At 31.6% G+C, this 18,287-nt stretch carries 16 protein-coding genes; 7 read left to right on the plus strand and 9 right to left on the minus strand.

Translation table 11 applies throughout. From position 1 onward, the window contains the following. Positions 1-10 precede the first annotated feature (10 nt). On the minus strand, positions 11-973 hold the full coding sequence (locus Q0912_RS01325) for a hypothetical protein (RefSeq protein ID WP_299111167.1): 963 nt from the start codon (positions 971-973) through the stop codon (positions 11-13). A gap of 70 nt (positions 974-1,043) precedes the next feature. Continuing rightward, a complete protein-coding gene (locus Q0912_RS01330; RefSeq protein ID WP_299111168.1) occupies positions 1,044-2,012 on the minus strand; it encodes a helix-turn-helix domain-containing protein in 969 nt (322 codons plus the stop codon). Positions 2,013-2,127: 115 nt separating this feature from the next. On the opposite strand from Q0912_RS01330, the gene Q0912_RS01335 reads away from it, so the two are divergent. The 4 genes from Q0912_RS01335 to Q0912_RS01350 are packed head-to-tail and all read left to right on the plus strand — an operon-like array spanning position 2,128 to position 5,939. Next, positions 2,128-4,437: a phosphotransferase gene (locus Q0912_RS01335; RefSeq protein ID WP_299111170.1), complete on the plus strand. Its 2,310-nt coding sequence runs from the start codon at positions 2,128-2,130 to the stop codon at positions 4,435-4,437. Positions 4,438-4,495: 58 nt separating this feature from the next. Then, positions 4,496-4,945, plus strand: a complete 450-nt coding sequence (locus Q0912_RS01340) for a CDP-archaeol synthase (RefSeq protein ID WP_299111172.1) — start codon at positions 4,496-4,498, stop codon at positions 4,943-4,945. A 3-nt stretch (positions 4,946-4,948) separates the two neighbouring features. Further along, a complete protein-coding gene (locus tag Q0912_RS01345; protein ID WP_299111174.1) occupies positions 4,949-5,524 on the plus strand; it encodes a CDP-alcohol phosphatidyltransferase family protein in 576 nt (191 codons plus the stop codon). A 10-nt stretch (positions 5,525-5,534) separates the two neighbouring features. Then, positions 5,535-5,939 (plus strand): GtrA family protein, encoded by a 405-nt coding sequence (locus Q0912_RS01350; protein WP_299111176.1) that lies wholly within the window; start codon positions 5,535-5,537, stop codon positions 5,937-5,939. A 95-nt stretch (positions 5,940-6,034) separates the two neighbouring features. Here Q0912_RS01350 and Q0912_RS01355 read toward each other — a convergent pair whose 3' ends face one another. Both Q0912_RS01355 and rpsO read right to left on the minus strand, forming a co-directional pair. After that, complete coding sequence (locus Q0912_RS01355; protein WP_299111178.1) at positions 6,035-8,293, minus strand: polyribonucleotide nucleotidyltransferase; 2,259 nt, start codon at positions 8,291-8,293, stop codon at positions 6,035-6,037. Positions 8,294-8,524: 231 nt separating this feature from the next. Next, a complete protein-coding gene (rpsO, locus tag Q0912_RS01360) occupies positions 8,525-8,794 on the minus strand; it encodes a 30S ribosomal protein S15 (RefSeq protein WP_218545842.1) in 270 nt (89 codons plus the stop codon). 183 nt (positions 8,795-8,977) lie between these two features. Here rpsO and Q0912_RS01365 point away from each other — a divergent pair, with 183 nt between their 5' ends. Next, positions 8,978-10,084: a sensor histidine kinase gene (locus tag Q0912_RS01365; protein ID WP_299111182.1), complete on the plus strand. Its 1,107-nt coding sequence runs from the start codon at positions 8,978-8,980 to the stop codon at positions 10,082-10,084. Positions 10,085-10,155: 71 nt separating this feature from the next. Beyond that, positions 10,156-11,028, plus strand: coding sequence for a hypothetical protein (locus tag Q0912_RS01370; protein WP_299111183.1), 873 nt, complete (start codon positions 10,156-10,158; stop codon positions 11,026-11,028). Between the two features lie 49 nt (positions 11,029-11,077). On the opposite strand, the gene accD is transcribed toward Q0912_RS01370, so the two are convergent. From accD to Q0912_RS01385, 3 genes are all read right to left on the minus strand, one after another. After that, positions 11,078-11,935 carry an acetyl-CoA carboxylase, carboxyltransferase subunit beta gene (gene accD, locus Q0912_RS01375; protein WP_299111184.1) on the minus strand — a complete coding sequence of 286 codons (858 nt, stop codon included), beginning with the start codon at positions 11,933-11,935 and terminating at the stop codon, positions 11,078-11,080. A 239-nt stretch (positions 11,936-12,174) separates the two neighbouring features. Further along, positions 12,175-13,242 carry a class II fructose-bisphosphate aldolase gene (gene fbaA, locus Q0912_RS01380; protein ID WP_299111187.1) on the minus strand — a complete coding sequence of 356 codons (1,068 nt, stop codon included), beginning with the start codon at positions 13,240-13,242 and terminating at the stop codon, positions 12,175-12,177. 111 nt (positions 13,243-13,353) lie between these two features. Further along, the gene (locus Q0912_RS01385) at positions 13,354-15,939 is read right to left on the minus strand and encodes a BamA/TamA family outer membrane protein (RefSeq protein ID WP_299111189.1); all 2,586 of its coding nucleotides are present in this window, start codon (positions 15,937-15,939) and stop codon (positions 13,354-13,356) included. A gap of 97 nt (positions 15,940-16,036) precedes the next feature. On the opposite strand from Q0912_RS01385, the gene Q0912_RS01390 reads away from it, so the two are divergent. After that, positions 16,037-16,771, plus strand: a complete 735-nt coding sequence (locus tag Q0912_RS01390; protein ID WP_299111191.1) for an RNA methyltransferase — start codon at positions 16,037-16,039, stop codon at positions 16,769-16,771. Here the strand turns inward: Q0912_RS01390 and Q0912_RS01395 are convergent. Then, positions 16,758-17,474: a porin family protein gene (locus tag Q0912_RS01395; protein ID WP_299111193.1), complete on the minus strand. Its 717-nt coding sequence runs from the start codon at positions 17,472-17,474 to the stop codon at positions 16,758-16,760. The two genes, Q0912_RS01390 and Q0912_RS01395, sit on opposite strands and share 14 nt — an antisense overlap. A gap of 1 nt (position 17,475) precedes the next feature. After that, entirely contained in the window at positions 17,476-18,207 is a 732-nt protein-coding gene (gene ubiE / locus Q0912_RS01400) for a bifunctional demethylmenaquinone methyltransferase/2-methoxy-6-polyprenyl-1,4-benzoquinol methylase UbiE (protein WP_299111195.1), read from the minus strand. Positions 18,208-18,287 lie beyond the last annotated feature (80 nt).

Below are 18,287 nucleotides of genomic sequence, written 5' to 3' on the forward strand. Positions count from 1 at the left end.
ACTCTATATGTTATTCAAATACATACTCTAAAGTGAATTTATAGAAATAGTCAATACTATTATTTGTATACACTCTATAGTCATCATAAAGGCTAATATTATTAGTGTCTAAAGTATTTTCAAATTCTACAGGAAATGATCCTTCGGTTACTGAAGTAGAGCTAAAAGCACTCATTGAATTTGGAGATAAGAATCTTGGGTTGAAATTAAATATTATCTGAGATTCCAAGTGATATAATAGCATTGTATTTTTACGACCAAAAGTTTCTTCATAAATAGTTTGCAAAGTGTTAACACTTGTGTTGTAACCATATGTATTAAGATTAACCATTGATGTAGTCCCATCTGTGTATCTTACTGAGGTTTCTTCTGTTATCATATTGTCATTGGTGTCATATATACTTCTCTTAACGCTTATTGGTCCATTATTGATATAATCAAATATTTCAAAATAAGTTCTATTGTCATTATCTTCAAGAATCATTTTCATAGTAGAAATAAATGTATCGTAATTAATCCCATCAGTACTTCTTTTCCGTTCTGCAAAGATGGTGTCTTGTGTATGTGTAAATGTGTGCTTATCGTAATATAACTGAAGTGTGTCTGTTTCAGTGAACATGGAAATATACTCTAATAAGTTACCGTTATTATCGTAGTTATAGTTTGTTTTCTTAATCATTTGATTATTTTCATACGTCACTATTTCAGTAATTCTATCATCTAAATAGCTATAGGTACTATTTAAAGTAGTGTTGAATTCGTTTGAATTATATAAAGAACTTAGAATTCTATTATTTCCAAGTATATAAATCGTTTGCTCAGATATATCTAAGGTTGAAGTGTCATAAATAGAATAAATAAACTCTGTAAGTGTACCATTAAAACTCTCTTGTTCAACGATCATTTCATCTGAAGTACATGCGGTAAAAATTAATGTAACAAAGAATGCAACAATAAAGACTGATTTTTTCATGATATTTTGTTTTACCTATAGTCTTTAAAACTATTTAAAGGTTGCGTTTAAAAAGGTAAAACTTTAAAATCTATTCAAAATCTAAAACTTGAGTTGCTTCTATAAGTTGATAAAGAGCATCAATCTTAGCATAAATTTTATTAAAAAAACTAAGCTTTTCTTTTTCGCCAGCAGTGTTTAAAAGTTTAGAGCTTTGTAATTGTTTTTTTAAAAAATCTTCAGCTTCTAAACAGGTGATTTTATCTGAAGTTTGATAATAGGATAATATTGTAAAAGGTACAAAAAGTGATTTTTGAAGCGGAGTGCTTACCAGAACGTTATTGTTCATTAATAATAATTCATTGTAATAAAAAAGATATTGTTCATTACTTGGATTTACTTTTTTAGAAATGATAAAGATCAAATGTTTTAAGTCTTTGCATAATTCTAAAGCGGTAGAGTTACTAATAAGACCTGCTTCTTTGTAAAAATGAATTTGTTTTAGTGTGCTATTTACGGTAGTTACATCCCAAATTTCAGTGGTGTTTAAGTTTTGGTATAAGCTACCTAAAGCCTTAGCAGATTGTAATGTCGCTACTTTTAAAGAAAAGGATTCAAATCCTTTTGAAACCATTGTAGGGTCAAGCAACTTTAGCCATACAAACATTTTAAAACGGCTTAACAGATTGCTTTCTAAAGTATAGAACAATGGAATATCCTTTGCTGAATACAATATGCGACTCTCATTCTGATTTAGTAAGGGCTTTAATGAGTTATAGGAATTGTCAAAATAAGTCTGCAATTCTAATTCGTTATGAATGGGCTTAGTTTTCTCTACTGCAATAATATCATCTTTTGTGTTTTCGAATAAACGATCTAAGGATAGATTGTAATACTTAGCTAAGCGTACACTTTCCTCTAAAGAGAATTTACTTTTACCAGAGCTACGTCTATGTGCCGCATCATAGCTAATATCTAGTGCTGTTGCTATGGCTTCATTGAGTGATGTAGCATGTGGTAATTCAGTTTTTAGCTTTTCTAATAATTGTTCTTGAAACATATGGTAATGTAATTATATTTGTGATAATCACAAAAAATAAATTTGTTTTTCGTGATTTTGAAAAAACTAAATGTGATTATAGCAATAAATTTGATTAAACTTTAAATCAAAAATTATGAACATTCCAATTGTACCAGGAAGAGGACTTGTTACAAATACAGCTACAAACTTGAGGTTAGATTTTTTGAAAAATAATAATGTTAATACAGATATAATTGAAAATTCTCACTTAGAGTTACACAGTATTAGAAATAATATTGAATCATATATAGGAAGTACAGAAATTCCTTTAGGCATAGTCGGTCCGCTCATTTTTAAAGATGGGGATAAGCAAGAGTTAACATATTGTTCAGCGGGTACTTTAGAAGGCGCTTTGATTGCGAGTATGAATCGAGGTTCGCGAGTAATTAGTAAAAGTGGTGGTTTTTCAGCAAAAGTAAAGTGGCAAAAAATGACGAGATCGCCAATGTTTATATTTAATTCTGAAAAAGAAGCTATGTGTTTTAAGGGTTTTATAAAAAAAATGTTTTCAGAAATAAAAATAGTAGCTGAATCCTTTTCTAATCATGCAAAACTACTAAGTATTGATGCGGTAAAACTTAATCATGTAGTTCATCTAAAGTTTGCGTATAAGTCTAGTGATGCTTCAGGACAAAATATGACAACGACCTGTACTTGGCATGCTATGCTATTTATAATTGAAGAATTTAAAAAAGAAGCAAACATTGCTCCATTGGATTTTGTAATTGAAGGTAATGGTGCTTCAGATAAAAAAGTATCTCAATATAATATCAATTCTGGAAGAGGTATACATGTAGTAGCAAAGTGTAGAATACCAGAAAATATTTTAAATAAAGTTTTGAGAACAACTTCAGGTAAAATGATTACTTGTTTTAAAGCTTCTAAAAGGTTAGCTAAAAAAGATGGTATGGTTGGTTATAATATTAATGTTGCTAACACTATTGCGGCAATCTTTGTAGCTACAGGCCAAGATTTAGCATCCATCCACGAGTCTGGGGTAGGATTTTTAAGCTTAAAGAAAAAAGATGGTAGTTTATGTGTAAAACTCACCTTACCAAATTTAGTAATTGGAACCATAGGTGGAGGGACATCGCTACCAAAACAAAAACAAGCTTTGGAAATAATGAATTGTTATGGAAATGGAAAAGTGAACAGATTTGCCAAGCTTATAGCTGGCTTTGCCTTAGGTTTAGAATTATCAACTTTTGCAGCAATTGTCAGCGGTGAATTTGCAAAAGCACATGAAAAACTTGGAAGAAATAAACCTACAAATTGGTTGTTGCCATCAGAGATTAATTTAGATTTTATTAAACTAAGTCTAAATGGTTTTTTTAGCGATAAGGATATACAAACTATTGAAATTGTAAAAAATGCGTCTATTGAAAACGGAATTCTTACCAATATTGCTTCTAAAGTAAATAGAAAAGTAACAGGCTTTATCCCTCTGAAAATTGAATACAATCATAACGCAAATGTTATAAAAGAGAAGGATATTATAATAAAATCTAAGCCCTTAGATATAGATGTAATAAAAGGATTGCATACTGTTGCGGCTTCTATAAACCCAGAGTTATCAGACTTATTAAAGTGCTCAAAACAGCACTTAGAATATCGTAAATGTCATCTTAAAGAATTAGAGGTCTATGATTTTCTACATAAATCAAATTTTAAGTATCATCCTTTTTTATATGGAAAGCATATTGACGCCAATAGGGAAATCTATATGCTAATGATAGATGTTCTTAATAAGGATAATATGCAAATTATGAATTCTGAAAATAATCCAGAGGCTTGGAATCCATCTCAAATTATTTCTGTAATTCAATCAATTACCCAGTTTCATAAAACTGCAAAAAGCGAATATTTTAAGCATATAAAAGAGTTTAAGCCATGGAAATCTAAAAACCTGTATAAAAAACTGATGCATATTTTAATTACTGAATGTTCAAGTAAAAACAACCAAGCTGTACTTAAAAAAATGTACAACCAAATTGATAGTTTAGAAGAAGAGGCTAAATCTCTAAGTATAGATAAAACCATAATTCATAATGATTTCAATACAAGGAATATTGCCATTAGAAATAATAGTTTGCCTGTAATATATGATTGGGAGCTAGCAGTAATCGATTTTCCACATAGGGATATAATTGAATTTTTAAGTTTTGTTTTGCCACTAAACTTTGAGAAGGAAACATTTTATTTTTATCTAAAGGAACATTTTCAATTATACCAATCAAGCAATTGGACAATATGGCTAAAAGCCTATAAATACGCATTGAATGTATTTATAATAACTCGACTTTCTTTTTACGAAGTATCAGGTATATTGATACCATATGATTTCTCAAAACGTGTTTTAAATACGGCACTTATAATGTTAAACTATTTAGAAGAAGATGTATAATTTTTTCCAGCATATAGAAATAGTTTTATTACCCCTAATGATATCTAATATGACACATATGGTAGTTATTAAAAGAAATTATTTTCCGTATTTAAAACTTCCTATTTCTAAAAAAGCCTTTGGGTCTAATAAAACATGGAGAGGATTCATTTTTATTCCCATCGCAAATGCTATAATATTACTAGCTATAGATTTAACTTCTTATTTAAATATAGTTAACCCTTTACGTTTAGGTTTAACACTTGGCATAGCATATATGTTCTTTGAGTTGCCAAATTCTTTTATTAAACGAAGATTAAGAATAAAATCTGGAGAACAAAGTCAATCTAACAAAATATTATTTTCATTAATTGACAAAACTGATTCTGCATTTGGTGTAAACCTAATCTATTACTTAATGGGTTTTGTGAATCTTAAATACGCCATAGTCTTATTTGTTTGTAGTAGTTTAACTCATGTTTTAATGAGTAAACTGTTAGTGCGATTCAAACTAAAAAAATCATTTTAACTTATGGGAAAAGAAAGTATATACAACATCCCAAATTTTTTAAGCTTCTATAGATTAATAACATTTCCTTTAATCATATGGTTTATATATTCGGGTAAAGAAAATTTATTTGCCGTGTTTTTATGTGTCAACTTAGTTACAGATATTTTAGATGGTTTAATAGCTCGTTTGTTTAATTTAAAAACAAAATTTGGTGCCAAGTTAGATTCGCTAGCAGATAATGGCACCTTTATTGCCGCCTTTATAGGCATATTTACATTTAAAGTTGATGCGTTATCCCAATCCATTTGGATGCTTTGGTTATTTATTGCATTTTTTGTTTTAGGGTTGCTAATATCATTTATTAAATTTAAACAATACCCGAGTTTACATTTATATACAACTAAGATAGGAGGGTATATTCAAGGTATATTTATATTCATTTTGTTCGCTTGGTGTTACAACGAATATCTGTTCTATCTTGCTATGCTTCTTGGGTATATTTCACATATTGAAGAAATCACTATTCTTTTAATTTCTAAACAAATGAAGACTGATGCAAAAGGCCTTTATTGGGTGCTTAAAGAAAGAAAAAAATAACTATTATTTTATGGTTTATATATTTTACAAACAATCAGAATTTGTACGCATGCTTGTGATTGCAATTTTAGGAGCAATTTTAGGATTTATTACATACGAGATTATATACTACCTAAACCCTCTTTCTCCAAAAGCTACCATAAGTTGGACCATAGCGTTTTTAGTTGGAGTTATAAGGCAACATGCCTTACACAGACATTTTACATTTCTCAATAAAGCTCCTTATTTTAAGAGTTTGTATAAAGCATATATAGTAGATTTAGGGGTTTTAATATTTAGTTCTGCATTAAATTGGTTTCTTATAGAAACCTTATACTTAAACCATAGATTGACATGGTTAATATGTCTACTTTTATCGTCTCTTATTAGTATGATATTTCTTCGAAATTATATTTTTAAAAAACCTATTAAATAATATAAAGTAATTCCATACGTAATGCTTTATATCTAAGAACAAAAAAGCCCATCAAAATTTTGATGGGCTTTTTACATATTAAGATTTTAAAAGAATTAATCTTCTTTTTTCTCTTCTCTTGGCTTTCTATCGTCTCTGCGATTATCTCTGTTGCGATTATCGCGTCCACGATTGTCTCTACCTCTGTTGTTGTTACCGCCTCGGTTATTATCTCTTGGAGGTCTTGGTTGCCAGCCTTCAGGCTTTGGTAAAATAGCTTTACGAGATACTTTTTCTTTTCGAGTTCTAGAATCTACACCAAAGTATTTTACATCAAAAACATCTCCCATATTTACAACATCAGATACATTTTCTGTGCGCTCCCAAGCTAACTCAGATACGTGTAATAAGACTTCGTTTCCTGGTGCTTCTGTATATTCTACAACAGCTCCAAAATCAAGCATTTTTATCACTTTAACTTCATAAATACTACCTACTTCAGGTTTAAATAATAAAGCATCAATTTTGGCCATAACAGCATCAATACCTTTACTACCAACACCAAGTACTTCAACAATACCTTCTTCAGTCACAGGATCTTCATTGATAACAATAGTAGTTTCTGTTTCCTTTTGTAATTCTTGTATTACTTTTCCGCCGGGACCTATTAAAGCGCCAATAAATTCGTTAGGAATACGTCTTGTAACCATAGTAGGAGCATGATCTTTAACATCTGCATTAGGCTCAGCTATAGTATCTGTTAATTTACTTAAGATATGTAAACGACCATCACGAGCTTGTTTTAGTGCGTTGACTAAAATTTCGTAAGACAATCCTTTTACTTTAATATCCATTTGGCAAGCAGTAATACCATCAGCAGTACCAGTAACTTTAAAATCCATATCTCCTAAGTGATCTTCGTCACCTAAAATATCCGATAATACAGCATATTTATCACCTTCAGAGATTAATCCCATGGCAATACCAGAAACTGGTTTCTTTAATTGTACGCCAGCATCCATCAATGCCATTGTACCAGAACATACGGTTGCCATAGAAGAAGAGCCGTTAGATTCTAATACCTCAGATACAACACGTACAGTATAAGGACAATCTTCTGGTACCATACCTTTAAGCGCACGTTGTGCTAAGTTACCATGACCGACTTCTCGACGGGATGTTCCACGGATTGGTCTAGCCTCACCTGTTGAAAATGGCGGGAAGTTATAGTGTAAATAGAAACGTTCTTCACCTTCAAAAGATGGCATATCTATTTGGTTTGCTTCGCGAGATGTTCCTAGAGTAACCGTAGCTAATGCCTGAGTTTCTCCACGTGTAAAGATTGCAGAACCATGTGTAGAAGGTAAATAATCCACTTCACACCATATTGGTCTAATATCTGTTGTTTGACGACCATCTAAACGTAAACCTTCATTTAAGGTTAAATCTCTAATAGCAGTTTTCTGTGCTTTAGCAACATACTTATGAATAAGTTTTCCTAAATCGTCTTGTTCCTCTTCTGAGAATGAATTAAAAACTTCTTCTTTAATTTCGGAGAAAGCAGCACCTCTTTCATGCTTAGAAGAACCTGCTTTAGCAATAGCATACGTTTTATCGTATACCATATCATGAATTTTTTGAGCTAAATCTTCATCAGTGCGTTCAGGGTCGTATTCGCGAGTTTCTTTTTTACCAACTGCTTCGGCTAAACGAATTTGAGCAGCGCATTGTACTTTAATAGCTTCATGGGCAGCTTTGATAGCTTCAGTCATTTCTTCTTCAGAAATTTCATCCATTTCACCTTCAACCATCATCACTGAATCAGCAGAAGCACCAATCATCATATCTATGTCTGATTCTGCTAATTGCGCTCTGGTTGGGTTAATGACAAACTCTCCATTTACTCTTGCAACCCTAACTTCAGATATAGCACATTCAAACGGGAAATCTGATAATTGAATAGCAGCTGAAGCAGCTAAGCCTGCCATAGCGTCTGGCATAACATCATCATCATGCGACATCAACTGAATCATAACTTGAGTTTCTGCATGATAATCTTTTGGAAATAATGGACGTAATACACGATCTACTAAACGCATCGTTAATACTTCGCCATCACTAGGTCTAGCTTCTCTTTTAAAGAAACCACCTGGATATCGACCAGCTGCAGCAAACTTTTCTCTGTAATCTACCGTTAAAGGTAAAAAGTCTACATCTGCAGAATGGTAATTGGAAACTACTGTACATAATAACATACATTTTCCTGATTGTACAACAACAGAACCATGAGCCTGTTTTGCTAATTTTCCGGTTTCGATAGAGATTTCTCTACCATCACCTAGGTCAATGACCTCTCTGTAAGTCTTTGGAATCATAAATATTTTTAATTCGTGCTTTGATGTTAAGCCATCAAGGCCTTGTTAAACAATGGTCGTTGTGTTGTTGTGTAGTGTGTTGCTATGACCAATGAAAAACTGTGTAAGCTTCTTCAATTCCGAATTTTATACGCTTTCGATTGCGTTATTTTAATTTGACTTCGTTCAGAAAACAAAGTTTCTATGTGTGTAATAAAAAACCACGCAAAAAGCGTGGTCTTTATATTGAGATTATTTTCTTAATCCTAATTCTTTTACTATCGCACGATATCTTAAGATATCTTTCTTAGTTAAATAGTCTAGTAATGCACGACGCTTACCTACTAATTTTACTAATGAACGCTCAGTGTTGTAATCTTTACGGTTCTTTTTTAAGTGCTCTGTTAAGTGGTCAATTCTTGCAGTAAACAATGCAATTTGCCCTTCAGCAGAACCTGTGTCCTTTTCATTTTTACCGTGTTTTTTGAAAAGTTTTTCTTTTGCTTTTTGATCTAAATACATGCTAATATTATTGTAAATGATTTTTATGTACTATGAAAGATTTTCTTTCAAGCGGCAAATATAGTACTTTTTTGTGATTTGTGGTTTTTTTTGTAACTTTTAATCTGTAATTCAATGTTTTAATTTAGTCTCCCCTTGACTAATTATGAGCTTTCACCTAATTAATCCTTAAAATCTAAAAGGATGAAAGCTGCAGACCTAGATTACAATTTTTCTAATGCCCACGATGTACTAGATCGGGTCTTTAATAATACATATAATGGCATTGCTGTTGTTAATTTAGATGGGAACTGGTTAAAAGTTAATGAAAGTGTTTGTGATTTGTTCGGTTATACTAGACCTGAGCTTTTTAACATGGATATAAATAATATTGTTTATGTTGAAGATCTAGGTGTACATGAGAGAAAATATGAAAAACTGATTCATGGTAAAATAAATAAGTACCGTGTGAAACAGCGTTATTTTCATAAGGATGGTACAATGTTATGGGTGTTAATTTACGTTTCTTTAGTGTATTTTAAGGAGGGCAAACCTTATATGATTTGGCAGTTTAATGATGTGACCAATAGACAAAAAAATCAAGACAAACTAAAAGCAATGCTTAATGTTGTTAAAGAGCAAAATGAGCGGCTAACATCTTTTGCTAATATAGTTACTCATAATTTAAGATCTCATTCGGGTAACTTATCAACTATAACTGAATTTATAGAAGAAGATTTTTGCAATCAAAGTAATAATGAGAATCTATTATTATTAAAAAAAGCTGTTGTTAATTTACAAGAAACAGTTTCTCATTTAACAGAAGTAGCAAAAATAAGGGAGATTGAGCCTTCAAAAATGAAAAAACTCAATCTCTATGATTATGTAGAGAAGGCGATGTATAACATTATTGCTATGGCACAAAATGCTAATGCCATAATTTATAATGAAATTAATGAAACACACTATGTAAAAGCTATTCCTGCATATTTAGATAGTATAGTTCTTAATTTTCTTACCAATGCTATTAAGTATAAATCTGATGCGAGAACACCAATTATTGAACTCACGTCTTATATTAAAAATCAATATGTTGTTTTTTTGATAAAAGACAATGGTTTAGGTATCGATATGAAAAAATACGGAGATAAACTCTTTAAGATGTATAAGACGTTTCACTATAATGAAGATGCTATTGGCATAGGTCTGTTTATTACTAAAAACCATATTGAATCTTTAGGAGGAAAAGTAGAAGTAAAGAGTGAAGTAGATGTTGGTACAGAGTTTTCAATTTATTTTAAGAATGCATAGAAGAATTTAAGTGATTAAACCTTTTTATTATTAATAGGTCTTAAAAACATATTAACAATAAAAAAGTAATCATGAAGAATTTTAGAGCACTTAGAAAAGCAACTTTAAACCTAGCTGTTTTAGGTTTAATCTTTACATCTTGTAGTGATAATAATGAAACTACAACATCAGAAACCGAAGCAGAGGACATTCTAGAAATTCAGCGTTCTGCCGAAATAGACCAAATAGATACCGTTTTAGGGGATTTAATTATTGATGCTTATGAAGAACAAGAATTAACAGCAGATAGAGTTCAATATAATGAATATGGATCTGATAGAATGGAATACTCTAGAGATATTCCAGATTGTGTAATTATTACTGTTGTGGCACAACAAGGCTTCAGGCAAGTTACTTTAGATTTTGGTAGTGAAGGCTGTATTATTAATGAACATTTAATACAGGGGCAAATAACTTTTGATTATACAAGAAACCCGGAAGCACAGGAAATATTGATTAATTATAATTTGGTTGACTTTTATTTTGATGCTAAAAATGTTATTGCTAGTCGTTCAATTTTGAAGGAATTATCTAATGAAAATGGGAATCCCCAATTTACACACGATTTAAGCATTACTGTAATTTGGCCAAACGGAGTACAAGCATCTAGAGAGGGTACAAGAATTAGAGAATGGGTTGAAGGTTTTGGAAGCGGAATATTTAGCGACAATGTTTTTGAGATTACAGGAGATTGTACAGCAATATTTGTCAATGGTAATACACATACTTATGAAATATTAACCCCTTTACGCAGAGAGGTAATATGTTATTATTTTGTAAGTGGAAGTTTTGATGCACAGCGTACTAATTTTGGTGGTGTCTTTGATTTTGGTAACGGTGATTGCGATAACCAAGCTACCTTTACTTTTAATAATGGTGCAGAAATACCTATTACCTTAAATTAATTGTTTAGTTGATTGCATAAAAAAAGCGAGCAAAAACAGCTCACTTTTTTTATGCTCTTAAAGGTTGATTCTTTATTAAATCAATATATAAGTTTACTTTTTGTTTTAACTCTTTACGATGTGTAATAAAATCTAGAAATCCATGTTCTAATAAAAATTCAGAAGTTTGAAAACCTTCAGGCAACTCTTGACCTGTAGTATCTCTAACTACTCTTGGGCCTGCAAAACCTATTAATGCACCAGGTTCAGAGATATTAATATCTCCAAGCATTGCAAACGAAGCTGTTGTTCCACCAGTAGTTGGATCTGTGCATAAAGAGATATAAGGAATTTTAGCATCCGCTAACTGTGCTAACTTTGCTGAGGTCTTTGCCAATTGCATTAAGGATAATGCTGCTTCCATCATACGTGCTCCACCAGATTTACTAATAATCATAAATGGGGTTTTCTTTTTCAAGGCATAATCTGCTGCTCTGGCAATTTTTTCACCTACAACACTACCCATTGAACCACCGATAAAACTAAAATCCATACATGCAATTACCAAATCTTGTCCATTAGATTTACCAACAGCAGTACGAACAGCATCCTTTAATTTAGTTTTTGCTTGTGCAGCTTTTAAACGATCAGGATACTTCTTAGTATCTACAAATTTTAGCGGATCCTTAGAAGTAAGGTTAGCATCGAGTTCCTTGTAAGTATTGTCATCGAAAAGAATCTCAAAATATTCATTACTACCTATTCTTACATGGTAACCATCCTCAGGACTCACATAAAAATTTTGTTCTAATTCTTTAGTGTCTATGATTTTACCAGTTGGAGACTTATACCAAAGTCCTTTAGGAGTATCTTTTTTTTCTTCTGTCGACGTTTGAATTCCTTTATCTTTTCTTTTAAACCAAGCCATATTGATTTATAGTTTTTGACCCCATAGACTATGCTTAGGGGAGGTTTTACGATTTAAGATATTGAAAAATCTTTAATCGTTGTTTTAGTTAGTTGTTAAGTGCAAATGTAAAACATATAAAATTACTACTTTATTAATTAAATCCAAAAATGGAAAACTAATAGAAGATTAATTTCTATGTACTTAAAAAACCCATTAAAACTATAAGAAGTTTAATGGGGTTTATGATGTTAGGTATATTATAATGTATCTACGTTATTTAAATCTTCAAAAGCTTTTTTAAGTCGTTCTACAAAAGCTTGTTCGCCTTTACGTAACCATACTCTTGGGTCATAATATTTTTTATTTGGTACATCATCACCATCTGGATTACCAATCTGAGTTTGTAAATACTCTTTTTTATCTTGTACATAGTCTCTTACTCCGCTTAAAAAAGCCCATTGCATATCAGTGTCGATATTCATTTTAATAACTCCGTACCCAATAGCTTCTCTAATTTCTTCTACAGTAGAACCAGACCCACCATGAAAAACAAAATCTATATGATTGTGCGGGAGATTATGTTTTTGAGATAAAAACTCTTGAGAGTTTCTTAATATTTTAGGTGTTAATTTTACATTTCCAGGTCTGTAAACACCATGCACATTACCAAAAGCTGCAGCAATAGTAAATTGGTCACTGATTTTACTCAATTCTTCATAAGCATAAGCAACTTCTTCTGGTTGCGTATATAATTTTGAGGCATCAACGTCACTATTATCAACTCCATCTTCTTCACCACCTGTAATACCCAATTCAATCTCTAATGTCATACCCATTTTGCTCATGCGTTTTAGGTATTGCTTACAGATTTCGATATTTTCTTCGATAGGTTCTTCAGACAAATCAATCATGTGTGAGCTGTAAAGTGACTTTCCAGTTTCTTTAAAATGTTGTTCACTAGCATCTAATAAACCGTCAATCCATGGTAATAATTTTTTAGCACAATGATCTGTATGCAAAATTACTGGTACACCATAGGCTTCCGCCATGTGATGTACATGCTTAGCTCCGGCTATGGAACCAGCAATAGCTCCTTCTTGATTTTCATTTCCTAATCCTTTTCCGGCATTAAATTGTGCACCTCCGTTAGAAAATTGAATAATTACTGGTGCATTTAACGCTTTAGCGGTTTCTAAAACGGCATTAATTGAGTTAGATCCTATTACGTTTACTGCAGGTAGAGCAAAGCCTTTTTCTTTAGCGAGTTGAAAAATTTCCTGAACTTCTTGTCCTGTAGCAACTCCAGGTTTTATATTATGACTCATAATTTTTATGATTGAAATTAGACTTCAAAAATACATAAATTTTAAATATGTATTTGTTGAAGAATGCTATTAAATACCGAAAACGATGTAGTTTTTTAAGTGTAATTAAACTTAAAATGGGTAGTTAATTCCAATATTGTATACTGCATTTCTAAAGTTATAATCCTTAAACCATCGATTACCTTCATTTTGAGATGGGTCGTAAGTTTTAAAACCAATATCTAAGCGTAGTACAAAGAAATCAAAATCGTAGCGCAAACCAAAACCAGAACCAACTGCAATATCTTTAAGAGAATCTACATTTGTGAATGTAGCCGCTTCTTCTTCTACATTATCTAAAACATTCCAAATGTTACCAGCATCAATAAAAAGTGCACCTCTTAAATCTCCAAAAAGCCCAAAACGTTGCTCTGCGCTTAAGTGTATTTTAAAGTTAGCTTCGTTAAATTCGTTTGTAGTATTTGAGCTGCCAGGTCCTAAGTTATAAGCTGTCCATGCTCTGTTGTCATTTGGTCCTCCTGCAAAAAAACTTTCGGCAAAAGGAATACTGTTAGAGTTCCCGTAAGGTATTGCAATACCAGCGTAACTTCTAAAAGCAAAAACGTTATTTCTTCCTAAACCAAAGTACTTTACATAGTCGATTTCAGTTTTAAAATACTGAGAAAAAGCTACTCCAAAGACTTCATAGTTACCATTACTATTTTTTGAAGATCCTAAAGCTCTTGAGAGTGTAGATAAAAAGTTGCCAGCCAACTCCACACGCCATTTAAATATCGAAAAATCGTTATCAAATATATTAGTGCGTTTATCTTTTTTATAATCAAAACTGGTCGAAAAAATAAGGTTATTTTCAGTGAGTCGTTCTTTACGCTCGTCAATATTATTAACGGTAATAAAATCATCGTCATCAGATGTTAAACTTGTATTACCTGCTAATACATCGTCAATAAATGTATCAGCCGGTCCAAATGAGTTTGATGGGTTTTCCAAGCTTTCGTCAGAGTCAATATAACCTATATCTCTAGCTATATTATCTAGCCTTCTAAAAGAATTAGAATAAACACCGAAATAGTTACTGGTGTTGAGGTTTTTTACAAACTGAACGTTGAAAAACTCTAGAGTATTTGTAACCGTTTTTGAAGGAAACCAATTATAACTTAAGAGTCCTGAAAGTGTTTGCTTATCTAATCCAATGTTTTGCTGACTTGTAGTAGAAAGGTTAATTGCTGTACTTGGAGACATATATTTTGGGATGATACTATCGGTTTTAAAAGGCGTAAATAAACGCGGAATGGTTAACCTTATGTTGCCTCCAAATTCGTTAATATCAAAAAACGTATCTTCAGTATCACCTCCATCCTCAGATGCACCAATAGCAGCAATACCACTGAGTTCTAAAGTTTCTGCGCCCCTAAAGACGTTTCTTATTTTTAGGCCTGTACCAAATGAAAATCCCACCTTTTGAATATTGCTCTGACTCACATCCAAATCAAAACTCAGTTGATATTTTTTTCTTGGCTCTAAGAAGATATTTGCAGTCAATGTAGTATCTATTTCGTTTTCTTGATAGATAATACGGGGATACCTAAACATTTGAAGATCATTTAAGTAACGCGATGTTCTGCTTCGTGCTAAATCACTATACTTATCACCTTTATTAATAAAAACCGCATCTGTAAGTGCTTTAGGTCTAAACTTCAATTTATCCTTACTGTATAGATTGTAATCTTTGTAGATAGTTGTATCTGATATAGTTTTAAATTGGTTTTCAAAATTGTTATCTGTAAAGATATTGATCTCCTTTATTCTATATGTCTTGAATGGAACCGTTGCTGTTGAATCCTCTCCTCTTATAGAACGGTTTGCAATAATCAATTCCGTATTTACTTTAGAGTTTGTTCCAATAGTATCTGTAACAAAACTGATATATTCTTGCCCAAAATGATAAAACCCGTTATTGCGCAAATAATTGGTAATACGTTCGCGTTCTTTTTCGTAATTAGTAACATCATATTGTTCTCCTTTTTTTAATAAGGATTTTCTACTAAATCTACTGTAAAGTGAATCTATTGCAGGGCTACTGATGATAGGTTTTATAGAGTCTAATATAAAAGGCTGATTTTTTGTCACTTTATAGGTGACCTTAGCCCGTTTATTACTGTCGCGTTCAATATTATATTCTACTTTGTTTTTTAACCAACCTCTGGACTTATAATAATTTCTTAGTGATATTACCGTTTTTTTAGTTTTACTCTCATCTAATATTGTTGGTGCTTCGCCTGTACGTTTTAGCCAACTATTAAAGTTGCGTTTAGATTGTATGTATTTATCAAATTGTTTTTTAGATAATAAACCTGTTTTGCGTTTAACTTTAGTACTATCGCTTAATATGTTAACGTTTATAATAGAGTCTATATTTGGTCGTGCTAAATTGTAAACATGTAACCTCAAAGGAAAACCAAAAAAGCCTTCCATACCAAGATTGGTCTTTTGGATGATAATATTATTTATACGCTCTTCTTTCTTAACTTTGCCATCTTCTATAATAGTATTCTTAGTAATTAAATGTTCGTTGGATTTAACACGTTTTACGACGTTACAAGAAAACAGAAGCAAAACAATACTAGAAAAAAACAACACTTTACAAGCTGGCTTGTAGTTCTGTATTAATAATAACGTACGTTGTTTCAGCTTCAAATGTTGTTTTGTTTTTTTGATATTACTGGTGATAAACAAAAATTAGTCCAAAAAAGGTTTACTTTGTAATAACTCTAACAAATGTAAAGACATTTTAATGGTTACAAAGCATCAAATAAAGTTAATTAAAAGTTTAGCACAAAAAAAATATAGACAACAATTAGGACTATTTACTGTTGAAGGCATTAAGGGAATTGAAGAGTTTTTAAATTCAAACTTTCAGCTTGAAAATCTATTTACAACGAAGCCAGTTTTTGATGCTCCGAGTAATTTGACCACCAAAATTTCGGAAACAGAACTTAAAAAAATATCATCTCTTAAAAACCCAAACACTGCAATCGCGATTTTTAAAATTCCTAAAGAAGTAAAAGTAGATTATAAAGGTTTAGTCATCGTTTTAGATGCTGTTAGAGATCCTGGAAATTTGGGTACTATAATTCGATTATGTGATTGGTATGGTGTAAAAAACTTAGTCTGCAGTTCTAACACTGTAGATTGTTATAATTCTAAAGTTGTACAAGCTACTATGGGCTCGTTAACACGTGTCAATATTGAGTATACAGATTTAGAGGCTTACCTTAAAGCTAGTCCTTGTAAAGTCTTTGGAACATTTATGGAAGGTGAAAATATTTATAGATTAGAGTTGCCGGCTGAAGGGGTTATAGTTTTAGGTAACGAAGCCAATGGAATTTCTAAACCTATAAAGAAATTTTTAGATAAAAAGGTGTCAATCCCACAATTTGGTGAGTTTAGAAAAACGGAAAGTCTTAATGTTGCAAATGCAGCTGCTATTGTATTAAGCGAATTTAAAAGACGTACTATTGAAATGTAAAATTAATAAAAATGCCTCTGGTTTGCATTTTTGCCACATTACCAGTCCATGGACTATTCGGGTCTGCATCTCTTACAATTTCGTCATTCATAGCAAAAACTCCACGAATGGAGGGTGTAAATTTAAAATAGAGTAAATAGAGGTCTATACCAAATCCAATTTCGTAGAAATAAGTATTTTTTTTCATTCTAAATTCACCAGCACTATTGTCATCAGGATTATCTTGATTACTAGAGAGGTTTAATGCTGTAGAAATACCACCTATTATAAAAGGTTTAAAGTTATTGATACGTTTAGTTGAAATTTTTAATAGCAAAGGGATATGGATATATGTAGATTTCACCTCTCTTAATAAATCAGAGTCATTAAAATCTGTGCCAGCAAAATAACTCTCATCATACCTTAGGTTTCTAGTGGTAAAGAAAACACCAGGTTCTAATCGCAGATTCATATAGTCATTAATGCGCATATCTCCAACTAGTCCTAAATGAAACCCAAAGGTTTTATCTACAAGAATATCTTTGAGGTCTTCGTTGTAATTAAATTTAAAATCGTACTGATTAAAACCTAAAAAATAACCCCAAGTCAAAAACTTTTGATCTATATTATCAATATTATTGGCTACTCTTTCTTTGGTAAACAATTGAGCAGAGACGTTTTGAAACGCTAATAAAAGTACTATGACAATTACTATTTTCTTCATATTATGCTTTAGATGCGGTATAAATAGTTGCTACTCCCATGGTTTGTGGCTGGTCCTCGACATTAATAAACCCAATTTTTCTTAAAATATTGTTTAATGCTTCGCCATAAGGAAAAACTGAGGCTGATTCGCTTAAGTACCTGTAGGCTATTCTATCTTTAGAAAATAATTTCCCAATAGTAGGCAAAACAAACTTGCAATGAAGCCTATAACCAAACTTATAGATAGGATTAGTTGGTACAGAGGTTTCAAGAATAACAAACATACCATTAGGTTTTAAAACTCTTAGAATTTCGGTTAATCCTTTTTCTAAATTTTCAAAATTCCTTACACCAAAGGCTACGGTAATGGCGTCAAAAGTATTGTCTTCAAAAGGTAAGTCTTCAGAGTCACCAATAACCATTGAAATAACACCATCTAGGTTTTTGGATTTTATTTTTTTACGACCAACTTCGAGCATGCCATCACTTATATCTAAGCCTATAATTTCCTTGGCATCGGTTTTTGTTAAACTAATTGCCAAATCACCTGTTCCAGTAGCGATATCTAAAATACTTTCAGGTTGAGTTTTAGCAATAATATCTACCACTTTATCTCTCCATTTTACATCAATACCAAATGAAATAACACGATTTAGTCCGTCATATTCCTTAGAAATAGTATCAAACATTTTAGTTACCTGATCCTTTTTTGAGGCTTCACTTCCTTTATATGGTTTTACCTTTTCGGTCATTAAAATTTTTTGGCAAATATATGGATAAGTTGTAAGTGTTACTAAAGTTATAAGTCATAAGTACTTAAAGTTGTAAGTTG

It is taken from the genome of uncultured Winogradskyella sp. (assembly GCF_947498345.1).
Classification (GTDB): domain Bacteria; phylum Bacteroidota; class Bacteroidia; order Flavobacteriales; family Flavobacteriaceae; genus Winogradskyella.

Coding starts and splice junctions, on each gene's coding strand:
- Q0912_RS01325 (WP_299111167.1), bottom strand. CDS start 973: ATGAAAAAATCAGTCTTTATTGTTGCATTCTTTGTTACATTAATTTTT.
- Q0912_RS01330 (WP_299111168.1), bottom strand. CDS start 2,012: ATGTTTCAAGAACAATTATTAGAAAAGCTAAAAACTGAATTACCACAT.
- Q0912_RS01335 (WP_299111170.1), top strand. CDS start 2,128: ATGAACATTCCAATTGTACCAGGAAGAGGACTTGTTACAAATACAGCT.
- Q0912_RS01340 (WP_299111172.1), top strand. CDS start 4,496: ATGGTAGTTATTAAAAGAAATTATTTTCCGTATTTAAAACTTCCTATT.
- Q0912_RS01345 (WP_299111174.1), top strand. CDS start 4,949: ATGGGAAAAGAAAGTATATACAACATCCCAAATTTTTTAAGCTTCTAT.
- Q0912_RS01350 (WP_299111176.1), top strand. CDS start 5,535: ATGGTTTATATATTTTACAAACAATCAGAATTTGTACGCATGCTTGTG.
- Q0912_RS01355 (WP_299111178.1), bottom strand. CDS start 8,293: ATGATTCCAAAGACTTACAGAGAGGTCATTGACCTAGGTGATGGTAGA.
- rpsO (WP_218545842.1), bottom strand. CDS start 8,794: ATGTATTTAGATCAAAAAGCAAAAGAAAAACTTTTCAAAAAACACGGT.
- Q0912_RS01365 (WP_299111182.1), top strand. CDS start 8,978: ATGAAAGCTGCAGACCTAGATTACAATTTTTCTAATGCCCACGATGTA.
- Q0912_RS01370 (WP_299111183.1), top strand. CDS start 10,156: ATGAAGAATTTTAGAGCACTTAGAAAAGCAACTTTAAACCTAGCTGTT.
- accD (WP_299111184.1), bottom strand. CDS start 11,935: ATGGCTTGGTTTAAAAGAAAAGATAAAGGAATTCAAACGTCGACAGAA.
- fbaA (WP_299111187.1), bottom strand. CDS start 13,242: ATGAGTCATAATATAAAACCTGGAGTTGCTACAGGACAAGAAGTTCAG.
- Q0912_RS01390 (WP_299111191.1), top strand. CDS start 16,037: ATGGTTACAAAGCATCAAATAAAGTTAATTAAAAGTTTAGCACAAAAA.
- Q0912_RS01395 (WP_299111193.1), bottom strand. CDS start 17,474: ATGAAGAAAATAGTAATTGTCATAGTACTTTTATTAGCGTTTCAAAAC.
- ubiE (WP_299111195.1), bottom strand. CDS start 18,207: ATGACCGAAAAGGTAAAACCATATAAAGGAAGTGAAGCCTCAAAAAAG.